Consider the following 22,103-nt stretch of genomic DNA (forward strand, 5'->3'; position numbering starts at 1 on the left):
TTGATGTTCGCTTATATCGCGCGCCGCATTCTCCTCATGATCCCGACGATCTTCGGAATTTTGCTGATTTCGTTCGCGATCGTGCAATTCGCGCCGGGCGGCCCCGTCGAGCGCATTCTGGCTCAATTGCAGGGGGTCGACGCCGGAGCGACGTCCCATTTCGGCGGCGGCGGGGATCTTGGAGCCGGAAGCGGCGGGGATTTTTCGTCGAAATACAGGGGCGCGCAGGGACTGGACCCCAAATTCATCGCGGAACTCGAAAAGCAGTTCGGCTTCGACCGGCCGGCCTACGAACGTTTCTTCCTGATGCTGAAGAACTACGCCACGTTCCAGTTCGGGCGGTCTTATTTCCGCGACGTGCCGGTCCTCGACCTCATCAAGGAGAAACTCCCCGTCTCGATCTCGCTCGGATTATGGATGACGCTTCTCTCCTACGCGATTTCCATCCCCCTCGGCATCCGGAAAGCGGTGAGCGACGGGTCGCGGTTCGACGTCTGGTCGTCGGCCGTGGTCATCGTCGGCTACGCCATTCCCGGTTTTCTTTTCGCAATTCTTCTGATCGTTCTGTTCTGCGGCGGCTCATTCTGGCAGATCTTCCCGTTGCGGGGCCTCACCTCGGAGAACTGGGATCAGCTTTCGCTGCCCGGCAAGATCGCGGATTATTTCTGGCATATCACGCTGCCCGTCGCGTCGCTGACCCTTGGAGCTTTCGCGACCTCGACGTTCCTGACCAAGAACTCGTTTCTCGACGAAATCCGCAAACAATATGTTCAGACCGCGCGCATGAAGGGCCTGAGCGAGACGCGCGTTCTGTACGGACATGTGTTCCGTAACGCCATGATGATCGTCGTCGCGGGATTCCCCGGCGCGTTCATCGCCGCGTTCCTTGGCGGCTCCCTCCTGATCGAGACCATCTTTTCGCTCGACGGCCTCGGGCTGCTGTCCTTCGAATCGATCGTCAACCGGGATTATCCGGTGGTTTTCGCTGATCTCTACATCCTTTCTCTCCTCGGCCTGATCGTGAACCTGATCGCGGACCTGACCTATATGTGGATCGATCCGCGCATCGATTTCGCGACGCGCGAGGTCTAGACGGATGAGCGCGCCTCTTCTGCGCGAAGGCCTCGCCTCGCCAGCGCCCGCCGGGCCGCGGCAGGGCTGGCTCAAGCTCACGCCGATGAACCGCCGCCGACTCGAAAATTTCAAGGGACACCGGCGCGGTTATTGGTCCTTCTGGATTTTCATCCTCCTGTTCGGCCTGTCGCTCTTCGCCGAATTCATCGCCAACGATCGGCCGCTGCTCGTCGTCTATAAAGGCGAAGTCCTGTTTCCGGTCTTTCACGACTATCCGGAGGAGAAATTCGGCGGCTTCCTCGCGCGCACCGATTACCGCGACGCGGTGATCGCCAGGGAGATCGACGAACACGGTTTCATGATCTGGCCGCCGATCCGCTATTCCTACATGACCATCAACCGCCAGTTGCCGACGCCCGCGCCCTCGCCGCCGACCTGGATGCTCAGCGACGAACAATGCGCGTCCGCGGCCAAAAGGTTCGGCAAGGCGAATGGCGGCGGCTGCGAGGCGATCGAATGGAACTGGCTCGGCACCGACGATCAGGGGCGGGACGTTCTCGCCAGATTGATCTACGGATTCCGGCTTTCGCTTCTGTTCGGGCTGACGCTGGCCGGCGTTTCCTCAATCATCGGGATCGCAGCCGGGGCGGTGCAGGGCTATTTCGGCGGGTGGACGGATCTCGTTTTTCAGCGCTTCATCGAAATATGGTCCTCGCTCCCGCATCTTTATCTGTTGATCATCATTTCCTCGATCATCACCCCGAGCTTTTTCGTGCTCCTCGGCATCCTCCTGCTGTTTTCGTGGGTGAACCTCGTCCATGTCGTGCGCGCCGAATGCCTGCGCACGCGCAATTTCGAATATGTCAACGCCGCCCGCGCGCTGGGGCTCTCGAACGCCAAGATCATTCTCAAACATGTGCTGCCGAACGCGACTGTCGCAACCTTGACCTTCCTGCCCTTCGTGCTGAACGGATCGATCACGACCCTGACCGCGCTGGATTTCCTGGGCTTCGGGCTGCCGCCCGGTTCGCCCTCGCTGGGCGAACTTCTGCTGCAGGGCAAATCCAACCTTCAGGCGCCGTGGCTGGGGCTGACCGGGTTCATCATCATCGCTTTGATGCTGTCGCTGCTGGTGTTTATAGGCGAGGCCGTTCGCGACGCGTTCGATCCGCGCAAGACGCTGCATTAGAGGCGCGATAAACATGGGATACGTTCGTGCCTGACGCGCCCCTGCTCGATGTCCGCGGCCTCTCGGTCGCTTTCCGTCAGGGCGGGGCTGAAAAGCCCGCCGTGGACGGCGTCTCCTTTACGTTGCGACGCGGACGCACGCTGGCCCTCGTCGGCGAATCGGGATCCGGCAAGTCGGTCACCGCGCTTTCCATCGTCCGCCTGCTGCCGCAGGGCGTCGCGCCCTCGGGGCAGGCTTTGTTCGAGGGCTCTGACCTTCTGACCTGCGGCGAGGCGCAACTGCGCGCCATCCGCGGCGCGAAGATCACCATGGTTTTCCAGGAGCCGATGACCTCGCTCAATCCGCTCCACACGATCGAGCGGCAGATCGCAGAAATTCTGGAGCTTCACGGCGCGCATGGCGCCGAGGCTGTCCGCGCCCGAATCGTCGAGCTTCTGGAGGAGGTCGGCATTCAGGCCCCTGCGGAGCGGCTTGGCGCCTATCCGCATCAGCTGTCCGGCGGCCAGCGCCAGCGCGTGATGATTGCGATGGCGCTCGCCAACCGTCCGGATCTCTTCATCGCCGACGAACCCACAACCGCGCTCGACGTGACGGTACAGGCGCAGATTCTCGAACTTCTGAAAGAGCTACAGGCGCGCCACGGCATGGCGATGCTGTTCATCACCCATGACCTTGGCATCGTGCGCAGAATCGCGGACGATGTGGCGGTGATGCAGAAGGGCAAAATCGTCGAGGCGAACGACGTCGCGAGCCTCTTCGCCGCGCCGCGCCATCCCTATACGCAGGCGCTGATCGCCGCCGAGCCGAAAGGGTCGCCGCCGCTTGTCGATCCCGCCGCGAAAATAGTTCTTTCCGCCAACGACATCAAAGTGTGGTTTCCGATCAAGCGCGGATTTTTTCAGCGGACCGTCGGCCACGTCAAGGCGGTGGACGGGGTGTCGATCGAGGTGCGCGAGGGCGGCACGGTCGGAATCGTCGGCGAATCCGGTTCCGGCAAGACAACCCTTGGCCTCGCCATGCTGCGGCTGATCCACAGCGAAGGCGCGATCGTCTTTCTGGGAAAGCGGATCGATGGCTTGCGATTCAAGGAAATGCGTCCACTCCGTCGCGACATGCAGGTCGTGTTTCAGGACCCCTATGGATCCCTATCGCCGCGCCTTTCGGTAGCGGAGATCGTCGCCGAGGGCCTGACCGTGCAGAACAAGGCGCTGACCTACGCGCAGCGCCGCGACATCGTGGCGGGCGCGCTCGCGGACACGGGGCTCGATCCGGCGACGATGGACCGTTATCCGCACGAATTTTCCGGCGGACAGCGCCAGCGCATCGCCATCGCCCGCGCGATCGTGCTGGAGCCGAAATTCATCGTGCTCGACGAGCCGACTTCGGCGCTCGACATGTCGGTTCAGGCGCAGATCGTCGACCTGTTGCGCGATCTGCAGAAGCGGCGCGGCATCGCCTACATGTTCATCAGCCACGATTTGCGGGTGGTGCGGGCGCTGTCGTCCGAGATCATCGTGATGCGCCACGGCAAGGTGGTCGAGGCGGGGCCCGCGGCGGAGCTGCTTGCGCATCCAAAGAGCGACTACACGCGGGCGTTGTTTGCGGCGGCGCTGGAGAATCGGGCGGCGGCGGCGGGGTGACTGCGCCGCTGAAGAGCGCGGCTCCTCCCGGTCATCATTTTAGCCTTATTTCAACGCATTCGATGCATCATCGACGCCGCGCCGGGACGGCGCTGGATCCGGAGCCGGGGGCCTTTGATGCACATGCGCCTCGCCGCATGTCTTGCCGTGCTGCCCCTCTGCGGCCATGCGGCGGCGCAGACGGCGAGCCAGATCACGCCGCAATCCTACCGGCCGCCGCTCGAAAATAATGTCGGCGGCGGAATCGCGGCGACGCCAACTCCGGGCCTCGAGGCGCCGGCCGGGGCGGACAAGCTCTTCGTCACCCTCGCAGGCGTCACCGTCGAGGGCGGGTTCGAGGCGAGGTCCGAGGCTGTCGCCGCCGCGACGCAGGCGCTTGAGGCGCGGCTCAACGGGCGGGTGTCGGGCGCCGAAATCTTCGCCGCCGCGCGCGAGCTGGAGGCCGCCTACGCCAAGGCCGGCTATGTGCTCGCGCGGGTGATCCTGCCGCCGCAAAAGCTCGTCGACGGCGCCCGGCTGAAACTCAATGTGATCGACGGCTATATCGAACGGATCGAGACCAAGGACGTCCCTGACCTCGTGCGCGCGCGCATCGGCGCGCTCATTGGCCCGTTGCAGGGGCGCCGCGGCCTGACCCTTGGCGAGATCGAGCGCCGGGTCCTGCTCGCGGGCGATACGCCCGGCGTCATCCTGCAATCGACCCTCGCCCCGGGCGCCGAGGCGGGCGCGACCATTCTCGTGATCGAGGCGAAGCACCAGCCCCTCAGCGGCTTTCTGAGCGGCGACAACACGTTGTCGAAAACGCTTGGCCGCTGGACCATGGGCGTCGGACTGGATCTCAACAGCGTGCTGACGCTGGGCGATCTCATCTATCTGCGCGCCAACGGCGATCCGTCGGCCGGTACCAGCGGGTTTCTCAGCGACTATCCGCGCAACCGCGCTTTGGCCGCGGGCTTCGTGCTTCCTCTCGGCGTCGATGGACTGACCTTCAACGTTGAGGCCACCAAAGCGCGCACCAATCCGATTCCGGTGCAGGGGATCGCGCGAAACGACGATTTCGAGCGCCTGTCCGAACGGCTGCGCTACCCGTTCATCCGCTCGCGCGCGCTCAATCTGAATGGCGAGATCGCCTTCGACGCCGTCAATGATCAGCAAAACCTCGTGATCGGCGAGGCGCTCAACGCGCCCCTCTCGCTCGACCGGGTCCGCGTGCTGCGGTTCACGGGCGACGGCAGATGGGAGACGGACTGGGGCGGACTCTTCACCGGCCGGATCACCGCCTCCTTCGGGCTCGAGGCGCTCGGCGCCCGAACCGAAGCGCAGGCGAGCCCGATTTTGCCGCTGTCCCGCCAGTTCGCCAACGCCGGATTTCAAAAGATCGAGGCGTCCGCGTCCTACGGGCAGCTCCTTGCCGATCATGTCGCGGTCGACCTGTTCGCGCGCGGGCAATCGTCCCTCGGGCAAGCCCTTGTGCTCAGCGAGCAGATCGGCATCGCCTCGCCGACCGGGCTGTCGTCCTTCGACGCCGGCACGCTGCAGGGCGATTCCGGGGTCTCGCTGCGCGCGGAACTTTCCTCGCCCTGGAGCCTGCCGGTTTTTGCCGACCCGGTTCAGATCGCAGCGGCGCCCTATGTGTTCGGCGCCGTCGGCGAGGTTTTCCTGCAATATCCAACGGTGCTGGAGGCCTCGCATATCCGCGCGGCCTCCTACGGACTCGGACTGAGATTGTCCGGGGCGGCGCAGGCGAGCCTCAGCAATGGCTCGTTGAGCCTGGAATGGGGCCGCCTGGCGGAAACCTGCCCACGGTCGGGGCCGTTTAATCAGGCTGTCTCACAAATTAACAATACGGAATGTCAGAACGGCGATCGGTTCATGCTGATCGGAGCCGTCAAGTTTTGAGCGGCGGGATCGTTTCGGGGGAGCCATGGACCACGTCATAAGTCACGGAGGCCTTGCCGCGCTCGTCAGGGCGCAGGGCGCCGAACTGAGGTCGCTGCGCGATCGCGAGGGAACGGAATATATCTGGCAGGCGGGCCCTGAATGGGCTCGCAGCGCGCCGACGCTTTTTCCGATCGTCGGCCGGCTGAAAGACGACCTGTTGCATCATGGCGGGCAGTCCTATCGGCTGACCCAGCACGGCTTCGCCCGCGACCGCCTATTCAGCTGGCTCGAACGGTCCGCCGAGTCCTGCCGGCTTTCGCTTTGCGACGACGCCGGGACGCGGGCGGTCTATCCGTTCGCCTTCCGCCTTGAATTGGCTTACGCGATCCGGGACGGCGCGCTGACGATGACATTGACCGTGGTCAACACCGGGATCGAACCCTTGCCCGCCTCGTTCGGCGCCCATCCCGCGTTCAACTGGCCGCTGCGCCCCGGCGTTCCGCCAGAGGATTACACGCTGACCTTCGCGCAAGAAGAGCCCGCGCCGATCCGGCGCCTGTCCGCCGGCCTGTTGCGGCCGGAGCCTTTTCCCTCACCAGTCGAAGGCCGGGTGTTGACGCTGCGCGAGGATCTGTTCGAGGCCGACGCCATCATCATGGATCAGGTCGCGAGCCGCTCGGTCCGTTTTTCCGCCCCCGCGGGTCCTGGCCTCGACATCGCCTGGGACGGGTTTCGCGAGCTTGGCCTCTGGACGAAGACGGGCGCGCGTTTTCTTTGTATTGAGCCCTGGCTCGGCATGGCGAGCCCGGTCGATTTCGACGGGCCGTTCGTCGAGAAGCCGGGCGTCGCCCTGATCCCGCCGGGCGAATCGCTCTCGGCTTCGATGCGGATAAAAGTCATTCCCGGCGTTGATTGAAGGCCCTGGCGGGTGGCGGTCCGGCGGTCCGCGCCGTTCTTGAGCAGGTTTCTGATCGATCGCATGACTTCATGCGATCGGAAAGCGTTTTAGGCTTCGCAGAATTGCGCGACCTGTTCCGGCAGTTCGCCGTTCGTCATCTCGTAAGCCGCCACCCGCAGGATTGCGCGCGCCGGGCTCATCGTGACCGCAAGCCTCGTATAGGGGTTGAGGACAGGCGCCGCCACCCAATCGAACCCGCCTTTCGACAAAAGCCCCCGCCAGTCAGCCAGCGCGTCGCGGCGGGCGCGGCATCGAGCAACCGCCTCGTCCGCCGGGCGCGTCAGGAAATGGGAGGCCGAGACGCGCGCCTCCCACATCGGCCGGCCTGGGGTCCAGTCATTCGCGGCGTTGGTGTCATCCTCGCGCGTCGTGAAACCCTCCTCGGTCCGCTCGATCACGCATCGTTCTCCCGCCGCGCAGCCGATGAGCATGTAGATCACCGGCCGCGCGACGGGCGTGCGCTCCAATGCAGCCCTGGCTTCGGCAAAAGTGGCGCAGGTCTCGAAGACCCGTCGCAGCAGCTGATCGGGGGGGATGTGTCCGACATTCGCAAAGGTATGCCAGGCGTTCGCTGCAAGGTCATAGGCGCGAAGCCAGTGATGGCGGGTGCGCCGCCACATCGGCGCCTGGTTGATGCAGGCGCCGAACCGCCCCGGCGCCATCGCGGTCAGGACGCCGGCGTAGCCAGCCCAGGTGACGTTGAAATAATCGCCGGCGGGCGCTTCGACGCGCACGACGTCGGCATGGCGCCCAAGTCCGCGAAAGGGCCAGTCGAGCGTGCGCGCAAGCCATGGCGCGCCGTCCTCGTCGCGCGCGGTCGCGGTGCAGCCCCAGAGGTAGGACCCATTGAGCAGCCAGATGCCCGGAAAATCGAGGGTCGCGGCGATTTGCGCGATCTCCGGCACATAGGGCGAGCCCGACCGGGCGAGCCAGCGCCGGGTGGCGGAGTCGAGCGCCGGAAGGAACGGCGCGGCCGCGCCTGGCAATGATCTGAGGCAATCGTCGCGGAGCGCGCGCGCCCGGACGGGATGCTGTTCCGCGTGTCGTAAAGGGCCGCCGCCGCCTGCGTCAAAAAAAGGGATGGCCGGCATCCCGGCGGGCCGAGGCGTCGCTCCGCTCGTCGACATCGTGTCCTCGCGCATCATTCCGGCCGCTGTCCTTCAATGCTGAAAGAACGCGTCCCGGCGGTTTTGCGTTCGGAGCGAGACATGAGGAGAGTTCCTATCCGCTTCAGGGCCGATTCTCAAGTCTGGCGGGAGAGGGCTTAGCCGAACAGGCGCCCCTGCGCGGGCGTCGCGGACTCTTCCGCAATCGCCGGCGCCGCCATCGCGCCCGCCGGTTTTTGCACCTCCAGCTTGTCGTTGGCGGCCTTGTTCACCGTGGGTCCGATCTCGAAAAAGCGCAAGACCGCGTTCTCGGGCGGGCGCAGCAATCTAAAAGCCGCGTCCGCGCTGGCCTCATCGGGATCGAGCCAAAGGTCAAAAGTCTTCGATTCGATGATGACAGGCAACCTGTCATGGATCGCCGCCGTCGCACCGTTCGCGGCCGTGGTGATGATGCAGCCGGTGTCCAGCTCCTCGCCGTTGGGGCCGGCCCAGGTGTCCCACAAGCCGGCGAGGCCCATCGGCTCGCCGTCTGAGCGTCGAAACAGATAGGGTCGGCCCGCGGCGCCTCGTCCCTCGCGCCGCCACTCATAAAAGGCGTCCGCGACAAACAGGCAACGCCGGCGCCTGAAGGCGTTCTTGAAGCTTGTTTTGGTCAGAAGAGTTTCGCTTCGGGCGTTGATGATGAGTGGAAATCGCCCTGGGTCCTTGACGAAAGGCGGCAAAAATCCCCAGCGGAGGAGATTGAAGCGACGCTCGACGCCGCCCCCGGAATTGAAACGGGTTCGCACGATCGGCACGGGCTGGGTCGGCGCGATATTATAGCGCGGCGGAAAATTCGGCTGTTCGGCATAACAGAAAAATCGCCGCACCGCCTCAGGCGGCGAGGTGACGGCGAAGCGTCCGCACATGAACCTCACCCTGCTATTCAGGAAAAACCCTTTTCATATAGCCATCGCGAGGCGGCGGCGCAAAAGCCTGGCCCGCGCGGGATCAGGCTCGCTGTTGCAGGAAGAGCACGGCCGGCGGCTAACGCAATGTGGGAAGCCGATCCGCCTTGCAATGTCCAAGGAATTCTGGCGCCATCGACATCACGGCGATTTGATCGCCTGGAGCTTTTTTTCAAGCTGTCGCCGGGCTCAAATCGTTGAAGGAAGCATCTATTGATCCGCCGGATCGTAGTTGATCTGATAACTTTCATGCGAAGTCCCGCGTCGGCGGGAGTTTCGGCCTTTCTTGGTTTGACAACATTCGCCTGTTCCGACGCAGAAGCGCAAACTCTGCCGGACGGGGTCGCGGAGTCGGCCTTGTTTCAGGCGACGCTCGATCGGCCCTCGGATCTCGGCGCGGCCCTTCGATATGCGGCGCAGGCGAAAAAATCAGGCGACATCGAGGCCTCGATCGGAGCCCTCGAGCGGCTCCTGTTCTATAACCCGAGCCTGCTTGACGTCCGCTATGATCTCGGGACGCTTTATTTCCGCCTTGGCTCCTATGAAATGGCGCGCGGATATTTCGAGACCGTCCAGAAGTCCGCGAAGACGACAGAGGAAATGAAGGAGCGCGTTCAGGAGTTTCTCGATACGATCGAGAAAAAACTGCAACCGGACCAATGGAGCGGTTTCGCTCAAACCGGATTACGCTATCAGACCAACGCGAACCTCGGACCGACTCAGCAACCTCTCCTTGGCGCGACGCGGCCTCTGAACAGCCTGTCCGCTCAGCCGGACGGAAATTGGTTCGGCATCGTCGCGCTGAATTACGTTCACGATTTCGGCAATCAGGCCGGAGATGTGTTCGAAGCGAATATTCTTGGTTATGACGCGCAGCAGTTCAACGTCACGTCTTTTGACACGGGGTTCATTGATGTCCGCGTGGGACCGCGTTTCGGAATCCTGCAGGACGCCCTGAACGGCGCCTCCATCAAGCCATATGTGGCCATCACAGGGGCGAGTCTTGGCGGCGAGCCTTACCTCGGCAGCTTTGGCGGCGGCGTCACGATGCACCTCAATTGGGCCGACGTCAGCTTCGACCCTTATGTCGAACTGCGCGGCCAAGCCTATCATAATTCCACTCTCTATCCCTACGCGAGCGGACTGAACGGCTCGCTGACGACAGTCGCCTTGCAGGCGGGCGCCCTGATCAACGAGGGCGTCCGCTGGCAAGCCAAACTCGCCTTCAACCACAGCGCCGACGCTACGCCCTGGTTCAGTTACAACAGGGTCGCGTTCGATTTCTGGCTTCCGCTCGCCGCTCCCTCGCCCTGGGGAGGGCGAAACTGGACGGTCACGCCGTCGTTCGGTGTTGCTCCGTGGCTCTACAACCAATCCAATCCCACGACCTCTCCTTTCACCACCGAACGCGACCTCGAATGGCGCGTTGGCGTGGGTTTCGATATTCCGGTCAAGGATTCGTTCGGTCTCGGCGTGCAATTGCAATATCGCGCCATCAATTCGAACATTCCCACGAACACGATCCGAAATTTCTCGGTCAGCGCGGGGCCGACGGTCAGTTTTTGAGGAAGTCCCATGCCGACGCGAAGGCGACGCCAACTTGAAATGACCGTTACGGCGCTGCTCGCCAGCGCCGCGATGGCCGCCGCGCCCGCCGCCGCGCAGGACGTTGGCGCTGCGACCGCGGTCAATCCGCTCTCGGAGGCGACGCCGCCGAGCGGAGAAACGCGCGTCCTGCGGCTCGGCGCCCGGATCATGCATAAAGAGCGGATCAAGACGACCGATATCGGATCGGCCCAATTGATGTTTCTGGACAAGACCACCTTGAGCGTGGGGCCCAACAGCGATCTGGTGATCGACAATTTCATTTATGATCCGGCCTCCGGCGTCGGCCAGATGGCCACGACGCTGACCAAGGGCGCGCTTCGCTTCGTTGGCGGAAATATCAGCCATCAGGGCGCGGCCACCGTCAACACGCCGGTCGCGACGATCGGAATTCGCGGCGGGACGGCGACCATCGCTCATGGCAAGGACGGAACGCGGGTCATCAACCTTTTTGGTCAGATCACGGTGAGCAACGCATGCGGGAGCGTCGTGATAAGGCGGACGGGCTTCGCCGTCACTGTGACGGACCAGCGCGTCTGCCCAACCGAACCGATACGCGTGTCGCGCGGCGAAATCAACACCTATCTCGCGCTCCTCACGAGCCATCTGGGGCAGTCGGGAGGAGCCGCGGCGATCCCTACGGATCAGTTGACGCAACAGTTCGATATCGGAAAAATCAGCGGAACGTTTGCGCCTGGCGTCGCCCCGATCCAGAGCCAGACCACGAACATCCAAAATCAGATCTTTGACGTTCTCGTGCAGGCTTCCCAGAAGGCCGCTGCCGGAACCGTCGCGCCTGCTCCCCGATCTGCTCCACGGCCGCCATCGCCGCCGCCTCCGCCATCGCCGCCACCTCCTCCGCCACCTCCTCCGCCGCCGCCTCCTCCGCCGCCGCCTCCTCCGCCGCCACCTCCGCCTCCGCCTCCGCCACCGCCGCCACCGCCGCCTCCGCCACCGCCGCCTCCGCCACCGCCGCCACCGCCGCCGCCTCCTCCTCCGCCGCCGTGATCGAGACGCCGCGTGTCAGCACGGCGGAAGGGCGCCATTGGATCGCATTTGCCTCTCTCAGCTTGATGAGGGGCGTGGCGGACCAACATAAGGCGGATTCGACAGATAGTATCTCGGAAGCGGCCAAATATAGGGACCGTCCGATCTGCTCCGATTTTGCGAGTTCAGCCGCGTTCGAGCGCAGCTGGAGCGCCTTCCGATCGCGTGAAGTCATGCGATCGGTCAGAAATCGCTCCAGAGTCAGTAGCTTGAGCAGAGTCTTGTCGATTGGATGGATTCAATCCAATCAGACTATGCTCTGGAAGCGGTCATGCGCAATTCGGCGGCAATACAGATCCTTCCGGTTGATTGAACATCGGGGGCCTCGATAGACCTGCGCGTCGGCCCCGCTCTTGCAAGGCGAAGCGCTGCGGACACAATCCGGGACCCAGTCATGAACTTTATTTCGGCAATCGAATCCTCTGCGCTCGCCGCCGGTTCAGTCGAATCGTTTCTGACTGCGCTTCACGCGGAATTTTGCCTCGACCACGATGGCGAGCTCGCCACCTACATCCCCGAATTGGCCAAGGCGAACCCCAATCACTTCGGCATCGTGATCGCCACCACCGACGGCCGCATCCACGCGGTGGGCGACTGCGACGCGCTGTTCACCATTCAATCGGTCTCAAAAGCATTCATGTACGGCGACGTATTGAAGCGGCTGGGGCGTGAAAAGGTGCTGTCGAAGGTTGGCGTCGAGCCGACCGGCGACGCTTTCAACTCGATCGTGCTCGACGAAGTCGCCAACCGTCCTTTCAATCCAATGGTCAACGCTGGCGCGATCGTCGTCTCCAACCTCATTGAAGGCGGAGATCGCGCCGAGCGGGAGAAAGAGATGCTCGCGACTCTTGGCGCATTCGCGGGACGGGAGATGGTGTTTGACTGGGATGTCTTCAGGTCCGAATTGACGACCGGTCATCGCAACCGGGCGATCGCGTATTTGATGCTCAACGCAGGGATGCTCGATCTTTCCCCGGATGACGCCCTCGATATCTACTACAAGCAATGCTCCGCCCTGGTGACCTGCCGGGATCTGGCGATCATGGGGGCGACCCTCGCCAACGACGGCGTCAACCCGTTGACCCGCGAACGCGTGCTGCCTTCGGAGTGCGTGCAGGACGTGTTGTCTGTGATGTATGGTTGCGGCATGTACGATTACGCAGGGCAATGGTCGTTCGATGTAGGGCTTCCCGCGAAGAGCGGGGTCGCCGGCGGACTTGTGGCGGTCGCGCCGGGGCAGTTCGCCATCGGCTTCTATTCGCCGCGTCTCGACCGGTTCGGCAATACGGTCCGGGGCGTCAAGGCGTGCAAGAAGATTTCGGGAATGCTATCCCTGCATTCGTTTTTCAGCGGGGGGAAGGCCGGCTCGATCATCCGCCGCGAACTTTCCGGGCGGAATGTCCGTTCGAGCCGGGTGCGACCGCGCGAAGTCCGCGCCTTGCTCGACGCCGATCCGGCTCCCGTCCGGATCGCGGAACTTCAGGGAAGCCTGCACTTTGCGAATGTGGAGCGCGTCGCCTCCTATCTCGACGCGCTCGCTGGCGAAACCTCGCGGGCGATCCTGGATCTGCGCCATGTGTACTCCTGCGATGCGGCTTCGGCGGCCTTTTTGGGCGGCCTTCAGCGGATATGGACCAGCAGCGGCCGCATTCTGGTCTGGAGCTGCGTGCCGGCGACGGGAGCGCTGGAAGTCCTCAACACGGCGCTTGCGGAGGCGAAGGCACTTGTTTTTCCCGATATCGATCATGCGCTGGAATATTTTGAAGATCTTGCCCTTCCCCAGTCGAAGGATCGATCGAAATCCGCGATCGAGAGCATGAAGGAAATCGATCTTTGCCGCGGCCTCGATGAGCAGGAATGGACGAATTTCGTCGCATGTCTCGCGCCGTCAGTCGTCGAGTTTGAGCCTGGGTCCGTCATCGCGCGGACAGGCGACGCGGCTGACTGCCTTTTCGTGATCCTTGCGGGAAGCGTCCTCGTGTCCAGCCCGCCGGCGTCCGACCAGCCATCGTTCCGGCTGGCGTCGCTGGATTCAGGATTGACCTTTGGCGAGATGGGCCTGTTTGAGGGCGCACGCCGATCCGCCGACGTCATCGCCGAGCAACGCACCATTTGCGTGGTCATCGCCAAGGACGCCGTCACGAGGCTCGAGGCCCTCCATCCGGTCATCGCGGCCAAGATCTACGCCAATCTCATTCGCGAACAGGCGGCCCGGCTCCAGCGCGCCAACGTCACGATTCACTCGCTCAGATAATCAAGGCCCAGAGCGCTTACGGATCGCATGAAGTCATGCGATCGATCAGAAATCGCTCTAGCCGCTCCTCACCGCCTCCGCGGGATTATTTTCAGAGCCGGTCGGCGCACGCCGCCCGGTCCCGGCCGCGGCGATCCGGCGTGCGCCTTCGTCGCCATCGTTCCCTTTTCTTGCTATGGATCAATCCATAATTCCAACCAGGGCCGGATTGTGCAACGCCTCAAAACCAGAATCAGCCGCTCTTTCGTGCTGGTCGTTTTGTGTTTTCTTGCGCTCGCCGTCGTCCTTCGCGCCGCCGATCCCTTGTTTGTGCAGGCGCTCAGGTTCATCGCCTTTGATTCCTATCAACGGCTGGCGCCGCAGGCCTACGATCCGGATCTCCCCGTGCGCATCGTCGATATTGATCCGGCGTCGATCGCGCGTCTCGGACAATGGCCGTGGCCGCGCACGGCGATGCGGGATCTTGTCATGCGCCTCACGGAGAAAAACGCGGCCGCGATCGTCTTCGATATCCTTTTTGGAGAAAAAGACCGCACTTCGCTGGACGAAATCGTGAAGCGTCTGCCAGCAGACAAAGCCGCCCGCATCTCGGGCCTCATCGACGGGCAGACGAACGACGAAGCATTTGCGGAAGCGCTCAAGGCGGCGCCGGGCGTCTTGTCGATCATCCTGACGAATGACAAAAGCGTCGCGCCGCTGGAGATGAAAGCCGGAATCGTGTTCGCGGGCGACGACCCGAAACCGTTCCTGCACGCCTTTCCCGGAGCCGAAGGCAACCTGCCGTTGTTCAACAGCGCGGCGCGGGGACTTGGCTCGATGAACCTTGTTCGAAATCACGACGCCGTCGTGCGTCAGGCACCGCTCTTTTTCAGGCTTGGCGACAAGATTGCGCCTTCGCTCGCGGCCGAGGCTCTGCGGGTGGCGCAAGGGGCCTCCACATACGTTCTCAAATCATCGAACGCCAGTGGCGAAACGGCGTTCGGACAGAGCACCGGGCTGAATCATGTGCGCATCGGCGCGCTGGAAATCGCGACCGATTCCGCAAGCGCGGTCTGGCTTAAGTTCCGCCACAGCAATCCGGCGGCTTTTATCCCGGCGTGGAAAGTCATCGCGGGAGAAATCGACGAGAGCGAAATCGCGGGAAAGATCGTTTTCGTGGGGGCAAGCACGCCGGGACTGCTTGATCTTCGCGCGACGCCGCTCGACGCGGCGTTGCCCGGGGTGGAGATTCAGGCGCAGATCGTCGAACATATCCTCGCGGGCCGCGCGCTCACGCGCCCTGACTATGCGGTCGCGCTTGAGCAATTGCTCGTTGTCGCGTTCGGATTGCTCGTGGCGGGCGCTATGCCGAGACTCGCGCCGGCGTCGGCGGCGGCCTTGGGCGCGTTCCTGCCGCTCGTGATCATCGCCGGCGGCTGGATCAGCTATCGCTATTGGGATCTCCTGTTCGATCCGGTTTATCCATCGCTCGCGCTGCTGCTGCTCACCGGCGGCATTACTTTTTATATCTACCGTCGCGTTGAAATTCAGCGTGGCGAAATCCGCAGCGCGTTCGGCCGCTATCTCGCCCCGGAAGTGGTCGAGGACATCATCGCCGGTCCGGAGAAGCTCACTCTTGGCGGCGAGATGCGCCAGCTCACCCTGATGTTTTGCGACGTGCGCAATTTTACCGCGATCTCCGAGAGTCTTACCGCGAGCGAACTCACCACATTCATCAATGAACTGCTCACTCCGCTGAGCGACATCATTTTGCGCGAGCGCGGGACCATCGACAAATACATGGGCGACGCCATCATGGCGTTCTGGAATGCGCCGCTTGACGTCAGCGGGCATGCGGAGCGAGCCTGCCGATGCGCCCTGGAGATGACCGACAAAATGTCCGATCTCAATGAGATGTGGCGGGTGAGGGCGGTTGCGGCCGGCCAGCCATTCGATGACATCAGGATCGGAATCGGAGTGAACACCGGAGAGTGCTGCGTCGGGAATCTCGGCAGCGAACAGCGGTTCGACTATTCGGCGATCGGCGACGAGGTCAACGTCACCTCGCGGCTGGAGGTTCTGACGAAGCTTTACGGCCTGCCCGCGGTGATCAGCGAGGCGACCGTGAAAGGCAGTCCAAATATCGAATTTCTCGAACTCGATCTGGTGAAGGTCGTCGGCCGGACGACGCCGACGCGACTCTACACGCCGGCCGGCGTTTTGGACTGCGCGCCGGCGCAGTTCGCAAGGCTGCGGCCCCTGCACGATTCGTTTCTGCGTCTCTATAGGGAACAAAGCTGGGACGACGCCACGGACGCGTTGGCTCAATGCCGCGGCGTCTGCATCCGCAGGCTTGACACATATTATTCCCTGTTCGCTGCGCGCATCGAAAATCTGAGCAACGCATCTCCCGGTCCATCCTGGAGCGGGGCCTATACGATGACCGAAAAATGACGAAAGCTAAGTCTCAGCCTCTCGCCGAGGCTTCTTGAGCTTGCGCCTCGAAAGGTGGTGGCCCGAAGCTTCTCCGGTCAATGTCTCGCCGCGAACGTACAGGCGCTGCCAGCCCTCCGCCACCGCCGCGGGCTCCAATGCCGCGAGGCGCGAATTGAAATCCGCCCGGCTGGCGGTCCACGCCTCGTAGGCGCTCTTGAGCGCCGGATCGGCGTCGAGAGAACGAACGACGGGTTCGATTTCGTCCATCTGCGCGTGTGGCGCCAGCGTGATGAAGCAGAACGGCTCGCCTTTCTCAAAATCGACGGCTCCGGGCGCGGTGAATCGCCAGTTCATCGTGAACGGCATGGGGAGCCAATCTGTCTCCACAAGCCCGTCCAGCGCCGTTATTCCGTGTTTGACGGTATTCGGGGCTCCGCGGCACCAGAGGCCCCATCCCGGCGGGGTGCGAAACAGATAGCCGGTGTGAAAGGTCAGGATCCCGGACCCGAAATGCGACGCGACGCGGCGCGTGAAATCGGCTTGACCGCCGATCAGCGAGAATATGATGTCCTCCTTGAGGGGGCCGCCGTTCCATTCGGCGCGGAACGAGCAGGGCGAAAGAATTTCCCAGCCCGAGGCGTTGGCGATCGAAAGCGGGATGCATCGGTAGGCAAATCTGTCGCTCGTCTCATCCATCCATGTCCGATCCGGGCGCCCGGGAACAAGCGGCGGCGGATCCGGTTCGGTCGGATGGCAAATCAGGCCTGGCGCAACGAGCATGCTGTTCCTTCCGAATGAACTTAAGAGTGCGAGACCCTACAGCGCCTGATTGAGGTCGAACCGCTATTCTCCGATCAACTAGGGCTGGGGCGGAACCTTCTTAAGGAACGGGTAGGTGATGTTCGGAACAATGGCCCAGATCGCGGGATCGAAACCCGCTGGCAGCGCGGCCTGGAGTTGCGTGGTGGTGCGTCCCGTTGCGGCGAAAAAGCCTATGTTGGTTCCAACGCCGCGCGTTTGCCCGGTGGTGATCTTGTCCCAATAGGCGGAGCTCAATACGTATCCGCCAAGATTTTCGCCGATGAGCCCGCCCGTGTAGCCGAAGTCGCCGCTCACCGCTCCCACCGCATAGCTCTGCGACACGACGCCGCCGGCGCTGTTAAAGCCGACGAGACCGCCGATGTAGCCGCGCCCCGTGACATTTCCGGTAGCGTAGGTCGAAGAGATCACGCCCTTGACGTTTTTGCCGACCAGCCCGCCGGCGTAGTTGGCGGTCGCGCTGACCATGCCCGTCGCATAGGCCTGCGAGAGGGATCCGCCGGGGCCGACATAGCCCGACAGGCCGCCGACGTAGCTGTTTCCGTTGACTGGTCCCGTCGCGAAACTGTATTTTATCGCGTTGCTGTCGCCACCGGTCAGGCCGCCCACATATTGATTGCCGCTCACCTGTCCGGACGCGTTGCTGGTCGAAACCGTTCCGAAGCTCCAGCCCGCGAGGCCGCCAATGTAGCCATCGCCGCTCACCGTTCCTGTGGCGGAGGCTGAAGAGACCGAGCCGCCGGCGGCGATGACGCCGACGAGGCCGCCGGCGTAATTGGCGCTCGCGCTGACAGCGCCTGTGGCGTTGCTCTGCGAAACCGATCCTCCGGCGCCGATATAGCCGGCGAGGCCGCCGATATAGCTGTCGCCATTGACCGAGCCTGACGCGGCGCTGTTCGTGACGGCCTTGCTGGCGCCTCCCGTCAGGCCGCCGACATAAAGATAGCCGCTCACCGCTCCCGAAGCTTCGCCCCGGGTGATCACGCCGTAACTCCATCCGGCGAGGCCGCCGACATAGCTGCCGCCTGTCACGGCGCCCGTCGCGGAGCTGTCGGAGATCGAGTCGCCGGCGAATCCGACGAGGCCGCCCATGAAATCTCCCGCGCCGCTCACCGCTCCTGCCGCAGAGCTTCCGGAAATAGACCCCCCCTTGTAATAATAACCGACGAGGCCGCCGACATAGGCTCCAGAGCCGCCGCTGACCGCGCCGGTCGCATAGGAGCCGGCGATGCTTCCGGCGCTCTGGTTCATCCCGACCAGCCCACCGGTGTCGCCCCCGGCGGCGCCGGAGACCGCGCCCGCCGCATGAGAGAGCGATATGATGAAGGCGTTCTCTCCAACAAGGCCGCCTACCGCGAAAACGCCGCTGACGGGTCCAGACGCGGAGCTGAGCGACACGCTGAAATTGTTTGCGCCCGTGAGGCCGCCGACATAATTGTTCCCGGAGACGGAGCCCGAGGCGCTGTCCTGCGTGAGCGTCCCGTAGCTCCACCCGACCAATCCGCCGATATAATCGCGGCCGTTCACTGACGTTGACGCGGAATCGTTCCGGACGGTTCCGTGATTCTTGCCGACAAGCGCGCCGACCGTGTGGTAGCCGGTGACGGCGCCGCCGACGAGGGAGACGTTCTCGACAACGCCGAGGGCGTGGACATAGCCGAAAAGCCCAACATTGGTCCCTGTCCAATGCGCGGCGTCTTTTGCGTTCGTCGGCCGCTCAATGGTCAGATTGGAGATCGTATGACCCTTGCCGTCGAAGATCCCGCTGAACTGATTGCCGTCCTGGCCGATGGGGTTGAAGCCGGAAATCGGAAACGGCGTATTGGCTGGCGTAAACCAGTGCTCCGACGGGTTCGTCAGGGCGGGGCCGAGGTCGATGTCGGCGCCGAGCGTGTAGTTGGCGGTGGTGGAGAGGGCCATCAGCTGGAGCTGATGCGCATTGACGATATTGGTTGAATATTCGGACAGAAGGAAAGGCCGGGTCGCGCCCGCCTGGCCCCCCGCGTTGTTGAGCGTGCCGCCCTGGTCGACGATGACCCAGCCGTCGCCGCCCGGCGCGGTTCCAAAGCTCCAGCCGACGAAATTCTTCTTGTTGACGAATTGCGCGGTGGTGAGGCTGGTCGCGCCGAAGGAGCCCGTGTTGACTCCAACGCCCTGGGCCTGGCCGGACGTGATCGTGTCCCAATAGGAGGTTGCGATGGAGCCGGAATTGTTCCCGGCCAAGCCCCCTGCGCCAGACTGCCCGCTGACTGCTCCCGTTGAATAGGATTCTGTTACCGATGCATGATTATCTCCGACAAGCCCACCAACATTGACGTCGCCTGAAACGGCGCCCGTCGCGTAGGATCGGGTGATTGACACTCGATCCATGTCCGGTTGAGCGTCGTTTTGTCCGACCAATCCGCCGACATTGGTGGTTCCGCTGACTGTTCCGTCGGCGTATGAGCCGGAAACGAAACCATTGACGATCATCCGGCCGACAAGGCCACCGACATCCGTCGTTCCCGTCACCGCGCCTGATGCGTGACTGTCCTCGATGGTTCCGCCCTGCGAGTTCGCTCCGACCAGGCCGCCAACTGAATTGTCGGCGCCTTTTACCGCTCCCGTCGCGTAGTCACGGATAATGGCTCCATAGTTAGCGCCTACAAGGCCGCCTGTCGTAACCAATTTCCCGGTGACATTTCCGGTTTCGAATGATCCTTCGATCAAGCCGGTATTATAGCCGACCAGCCCCCCCACGGCGTTCCGGAAAGACCCTGTCGTCAAACTGACAGCGCCTGTCGCATAAGAATCCGTGATCGATCCGCCGTTCGTTCCGACCAACCCGCCCACGCTCAGCGAGCCGCTGACAACTCCTGTAGAATGAGACCTTGTAATGAGGCCGAGGTTATTTCCAACCAGTCCGCCGGAATAGCCGCCGCCGAGGCTATATTGCACCGACGCGGAAGAAAAGGATCGAGTGATCGAGCCAAGATTAGTGCCGGCGATAGCGCCGACCATGCTGAATCCGCCTAGCCGTCCGCCGGAGATGCCTAGATCAGACACTACGGCGGTCGAGGCCAGGGTTGCGAATAATCCTGTATCATAACTGGACGGCGCATCGATCACCAAGTGTGCGATCGTGTTTCCGAGGCCCTCGAACATACCCGAGAACCTTGTAAAGTAGCCGGAGCCTATCAAAGCGTCCGTATACGTCGTTCCCGCCGCGTCGAGCGGGTTCGCCAGCGCGTAGCTCCCCGCGAGGTTGCTGTTGACGCCGAGCACATCGCTCATCGAAGTGAGCAGCGTGTAGGCCTTGCCGTTGATGTTCAGCGCCTGACCCGCGCCGGGCGCTCCGGTGAATTGCACGCTGGCGCCCTGTCCGAACGACAGCAGCGCAAGCGTCGGGATCGCCGGGTCCGCCGCCGCCTTGAGGCTGAGCTGACCTCCGCCCGTGATCGTGATCGGCGTGTTGATGGCGAGGGCGTGGTAGGCGTCAAGGGTCAGACTCTGCGAACTCGACCACGAAATCGCCGAGGCGATGGTGATGTCTCCCGCGCCCGGGCTCTGAACTCCGGGTCCGGAGGCGCCGCCCGCCGTGGTTTGCAGGGTGACGTTCGTGGACGCAAGATTATCTGAAATGGTTTTTGCAGCTGCCGCGCCGACGGTCAGATCGACCGGATCGATCAGCCAGATCCCGGCGCCGCCGCGAGGCGCGGACGTATCGACCGATAGCCCGGCGAAATCGACGGTCTTGCCCGAAGTCTCGACCGCGCCGCCGCCGCCAGAACCCGCGCCGCGCGCCGTGATCCTGCCCTTGACGCTCGTCGCGCCGTCCGACCAGACGACGACCGAGCCGCCCTCGCCGTTCTTCGTCGCGTTTGCCTTGATCGTGGTTGCGGCGTCGATCCTGACGCTCGCCGCATGGGGAAGCTTTCCGGTTCCCTGCGGGCCGCCGCCGATGCTGACCTTCCCGCCGCCGGCTCCGCCCGAGACATCGACCGTAGCGCTCCGCAGCGCGATCTCCCTGCCGGTGATGGCGATGCGCCCGCCCTTGCCCGAGATGCTTGAGGCGTCGAGCGCGCCGGAGACATTGACCGCTCCGCCCGGGCCGGCGCCGATCACGATCGCGCCCGAATGGCCGCCGATGCTGCGCGCCTGCACGAGGCCGCCGATGTTGACGGCGTTGCGCGCCATTTCCCGCGCCGTGGCCGCCTCGATCACCACAAGGCCGCCATCGGCCCTGATGGTTCCGGTGGTGCTGACGAGCGCCGCCTTGCCGCTGAAATTCGTCGGCGCCGCGACCTTGAGGAAGCCGTTGCCGGAGAAATCGAGCGTCGCCGCTTCGCCGGAGCCAAGCCCGACCTTGCCCATCGGCGCGAGGATCTTGCCGGTGTTGGATATTGTTCCGCCGATCAGCGCGGCGTAGCCGCCGCGCCCGACGCGGATGACGCCGTCGTTGGTCACCGCCTTCGAGGCGCCGGCGCCCTTGAATTTGAGCTTGCCCTTGCCGCTGAGGAAATCGCCATCGGAAACGCCGAGCGTCGAGGCGACGAAGCCGGACGCCTTGACGACGCCGGTTTTCGTGATCGCGACGCCATTGGGATTGACGAGATAGACCTGTCCGTTGGCGTTCAGCCGCCCGGCGATGGTCGAGGGCGTCGAGCCGGTCACGCGGTTGAGCAGCGCGGCGGAGGAGTTGGGCTGGTGGATGTTGACACTATTGCCTTGCCCGATCGAAAACCCTTGCCAGTTGACGATGGCGCCCTGGCTCGACTGGCGGATGTTGAGCGTATTGCCGGAGGGCGGAGAGATCGTGACCGAGCCGGACGCCGTTCGCCCGCCTGTGGGCAGGCTCTGCGCGAAAGCCGCCCCGCCGTTCAGCGCCGTGGACGCGAGAAGCGCCAGCGTCAGACGGGCGTCAATTCCACGCATGAAAAAGCTCCCATTTCACAAGACGCCGAACGCATCTCGCCGTGGCGCAGGTCCTGTTTCATCCGGGCCGGAAAGCTGAAAAGTTCGAACACCTTGAAGTCTTCGGCATTCGAGTTTTCGGTCTTTCGAAAAGGGAACCTCAGATGGCGGGCGCGGAGCGCCATCTTGACCTATCGGACATTCCCGCCTCCAAATCAACATAGATCCCGATTGCCGACGAAGCCCGCCAGAGACGCCGACTACATGCGGCTCTA

Annotated in this window: 13 protein-coding genes; 9 read left to right on the top strand and 4 right to left on the bottom strand. The window is 63.4% G+C overall.

Annotated features, from left to right (window positions below; translation table 11 throughout):
• Positions 1-3: 3 nt before the first annotated feature.
• The 5 genes from BM177_RS11195 to BM177_RS11215 all read left to right on the top strand — a co-directional run bounded on the left by BM177_RS11195 (position 4) and on the right by BM177_RS11215 (position 6,700).
• Positions 4-1,092, top strand: coding sequence for a microcin C ABC transporter permease YejB (locus tag BM177_RS11195; protein ID WP_091682305.1), 1,089 nt, complete (start codon positions 4-6; stop codon positions 1,090-1,092).
• 4 nt (positions 1,093-1,096) lie between these two features.
• The gene (locus tag BM177_RS11200) at positions 1,097-2,263 is read left to right on the top strand and encodes an ABC transporter permease (RefSeq protein WP_091682306.1); all 1,167 of its coding nucleotides are present in this window, start codon (positions 1,097-1,099) and stop codon (positions 2,261-2,263) included.
• Between the two features lie 26 nt (positions 2,264-2,289).
• Positions 2,290-3,903 (top strand): ABC transporter ATP-binding protein, encoded by a 1,614-nt coding sequence (locus BM177_RS11205; RefSeq protein ID WP_091682308.1) that lies wholly within the window; start codon positions 2,290-2,292, stop codon positions 3,901-3,903.
• 117 nt (positions 3,904-4,020) lie between these two features.
• On the top strand, positions 4,021-5,802 hold the full coding sequence (locus BM177_RS11210; RefSeq protein ID WP_244532273.1) for a ShlB/FhaC/HecB family hemolysin secretion/activation protein: 1,782 nt from the start codon (positions 4,021-4,023) through the stop codon (positions 5,800-5,802).
• Positions 5,803-5,827: 25 nt separating this feature from the next.
• Positions 5,828-6,700 (top strand): aldose 1-epimerase family protein, encoded by an 873-nt coding sequence (locus BM177_RS11215; protein WP_091682314.1) that lies wholly within the window; start codon positions 5,828-5,830, stop codon positions 6,698-6,700.
• 89 nt (positions 6,701-6,789) lie between these two features.
• Here the strand turns inward: BM177_RS11215 and BM177_RS11220 are convergent, their stop codons facing one another.
• Together BM177_RS11220 and BM177_RS11225 are read right to left on the bottom strand one after the other, a co-directional pair.
• A complete protein-coding gene (locus BM177_RS11220; RefSeq protein WP_091682317.1) occupies positions 6,790-7,887 on the bottom strand; it encodes an Ntn hydrolase family protein in 1,098 nt (365 codons plus the stop codon).
• Positions 7,888-8,006: 119 nt separating this feature from the next.
• Positions 8,007-8,756 carry an SOS response-associated peptidase gene (locus tag BM177_RS11225; RefSeq protein ID WP_091682319.1) on the bottom strand — a complete coding sequence of 250 codons (750 nt, stop codon included), beginning with the start codon at positions 8,754-8,756 and terminating at the stop codon, positions 8,007-8,009.
• A 288-nt stretch (positions 8,757-9,044) separates the two neighbouring features.
• Here BM177_RS11225 and BM177_RS11235 point away from each other — a divergent pair, with 288 nt between their 5' ends.
• The 4 genes from BM177_RS11235 (at position 9,045) to BM177_RS11250 (ending at position 16,134) form a co-directional block, all read left to right on the top strand.
• Positions 9,045-10,361, top strand: coding sequence for a tetratricopeptide repeat protein (locus BM177_RS11235; RefSeq protein WP_091682324.1), 1,317 nt, complete (start codon positions 9,045-9,047; stop codon positions 10,359-10,361).
• A gap of 39 nt (positions 10,362-10,400) precedes the next feature.
• Entirely contained in the window at positions 10,401-11,408 is a 1,008-nt protein-coding gene (locus BM177_RS11240) for a FecR family protein (protein WP_175492575.1), read from the top strand.
• A 433-nt stretch (positions 11,409-11,841) separates the two neighbouring features.
• Positions 11,842-13,701, top strand: a complete 1,860-nt coding sequence (gene glsA, locus BM177_RS11245; protein WP_091682328.1) for a glutaminase A — start codon at positions 11,842-11,844, stop codon at positions 13,699-13,701.
• Between the two features lie 210 nt (positions 13,702-13,911).
• Positions 13,912-16,134 carry a CHASE2 domain-containing protein gene (locus tag BM177_RS11250; protein WP_175492576.1) on the top strand — a complete coding sequence of 741 codons (2,223 nt, stop codon included), beginning with the start codon at positions 13,912-13,914 and terminating at the stop codon, positions 16,132-16,134.
• Positions 16,135-16,140: 6 nt separating this feature from the next.
• On the opposite strand, the gene BM177_RS11255 is transcribed toward BM177_RS11250, so the two are convergent.
• Together BM177_RS11255 and BM177_RS11260 are read right to left on the bottom strand one after the other, a co-directional pair.
• Positions 16,141-16,896, bottom strand: coding sequence for a DUF6065 family protein (locus BM177_RS11255; protein WP_091682332.1), 756 nt, complete (start codon positions 16,894-16,896; stop codon positions 16,141-16,143).
• A 78-nt stretch (positions 16,897-16,974) separates the two neighbouring features.
• Positions 16,975-21,849 (bottom strand): beta strand repeat-containing protein, encoded by a 4,875-nt coding sequence (locus BM177_RS11260; RefSeq protein WP_091682335.1) that lies wholly within the window; start codon positions 21,847-21,849, stop codon positions 16,975-16,977.
• Between the last annotated feature and the right edge of the window lie 254 nt (positions 21,850-22,103).

The sequence above is a fragment of the Methylocapsa palsarum genome (genome assembly GCF_900114285.1).
Classification (GTDB): domain Bacteria; phylum Pseudomonadota; class Alphaproteobacteria; order Rhizobiales; family Beijerinckiaceae; genus Methylocapsa; species Methylocapsa palsarum.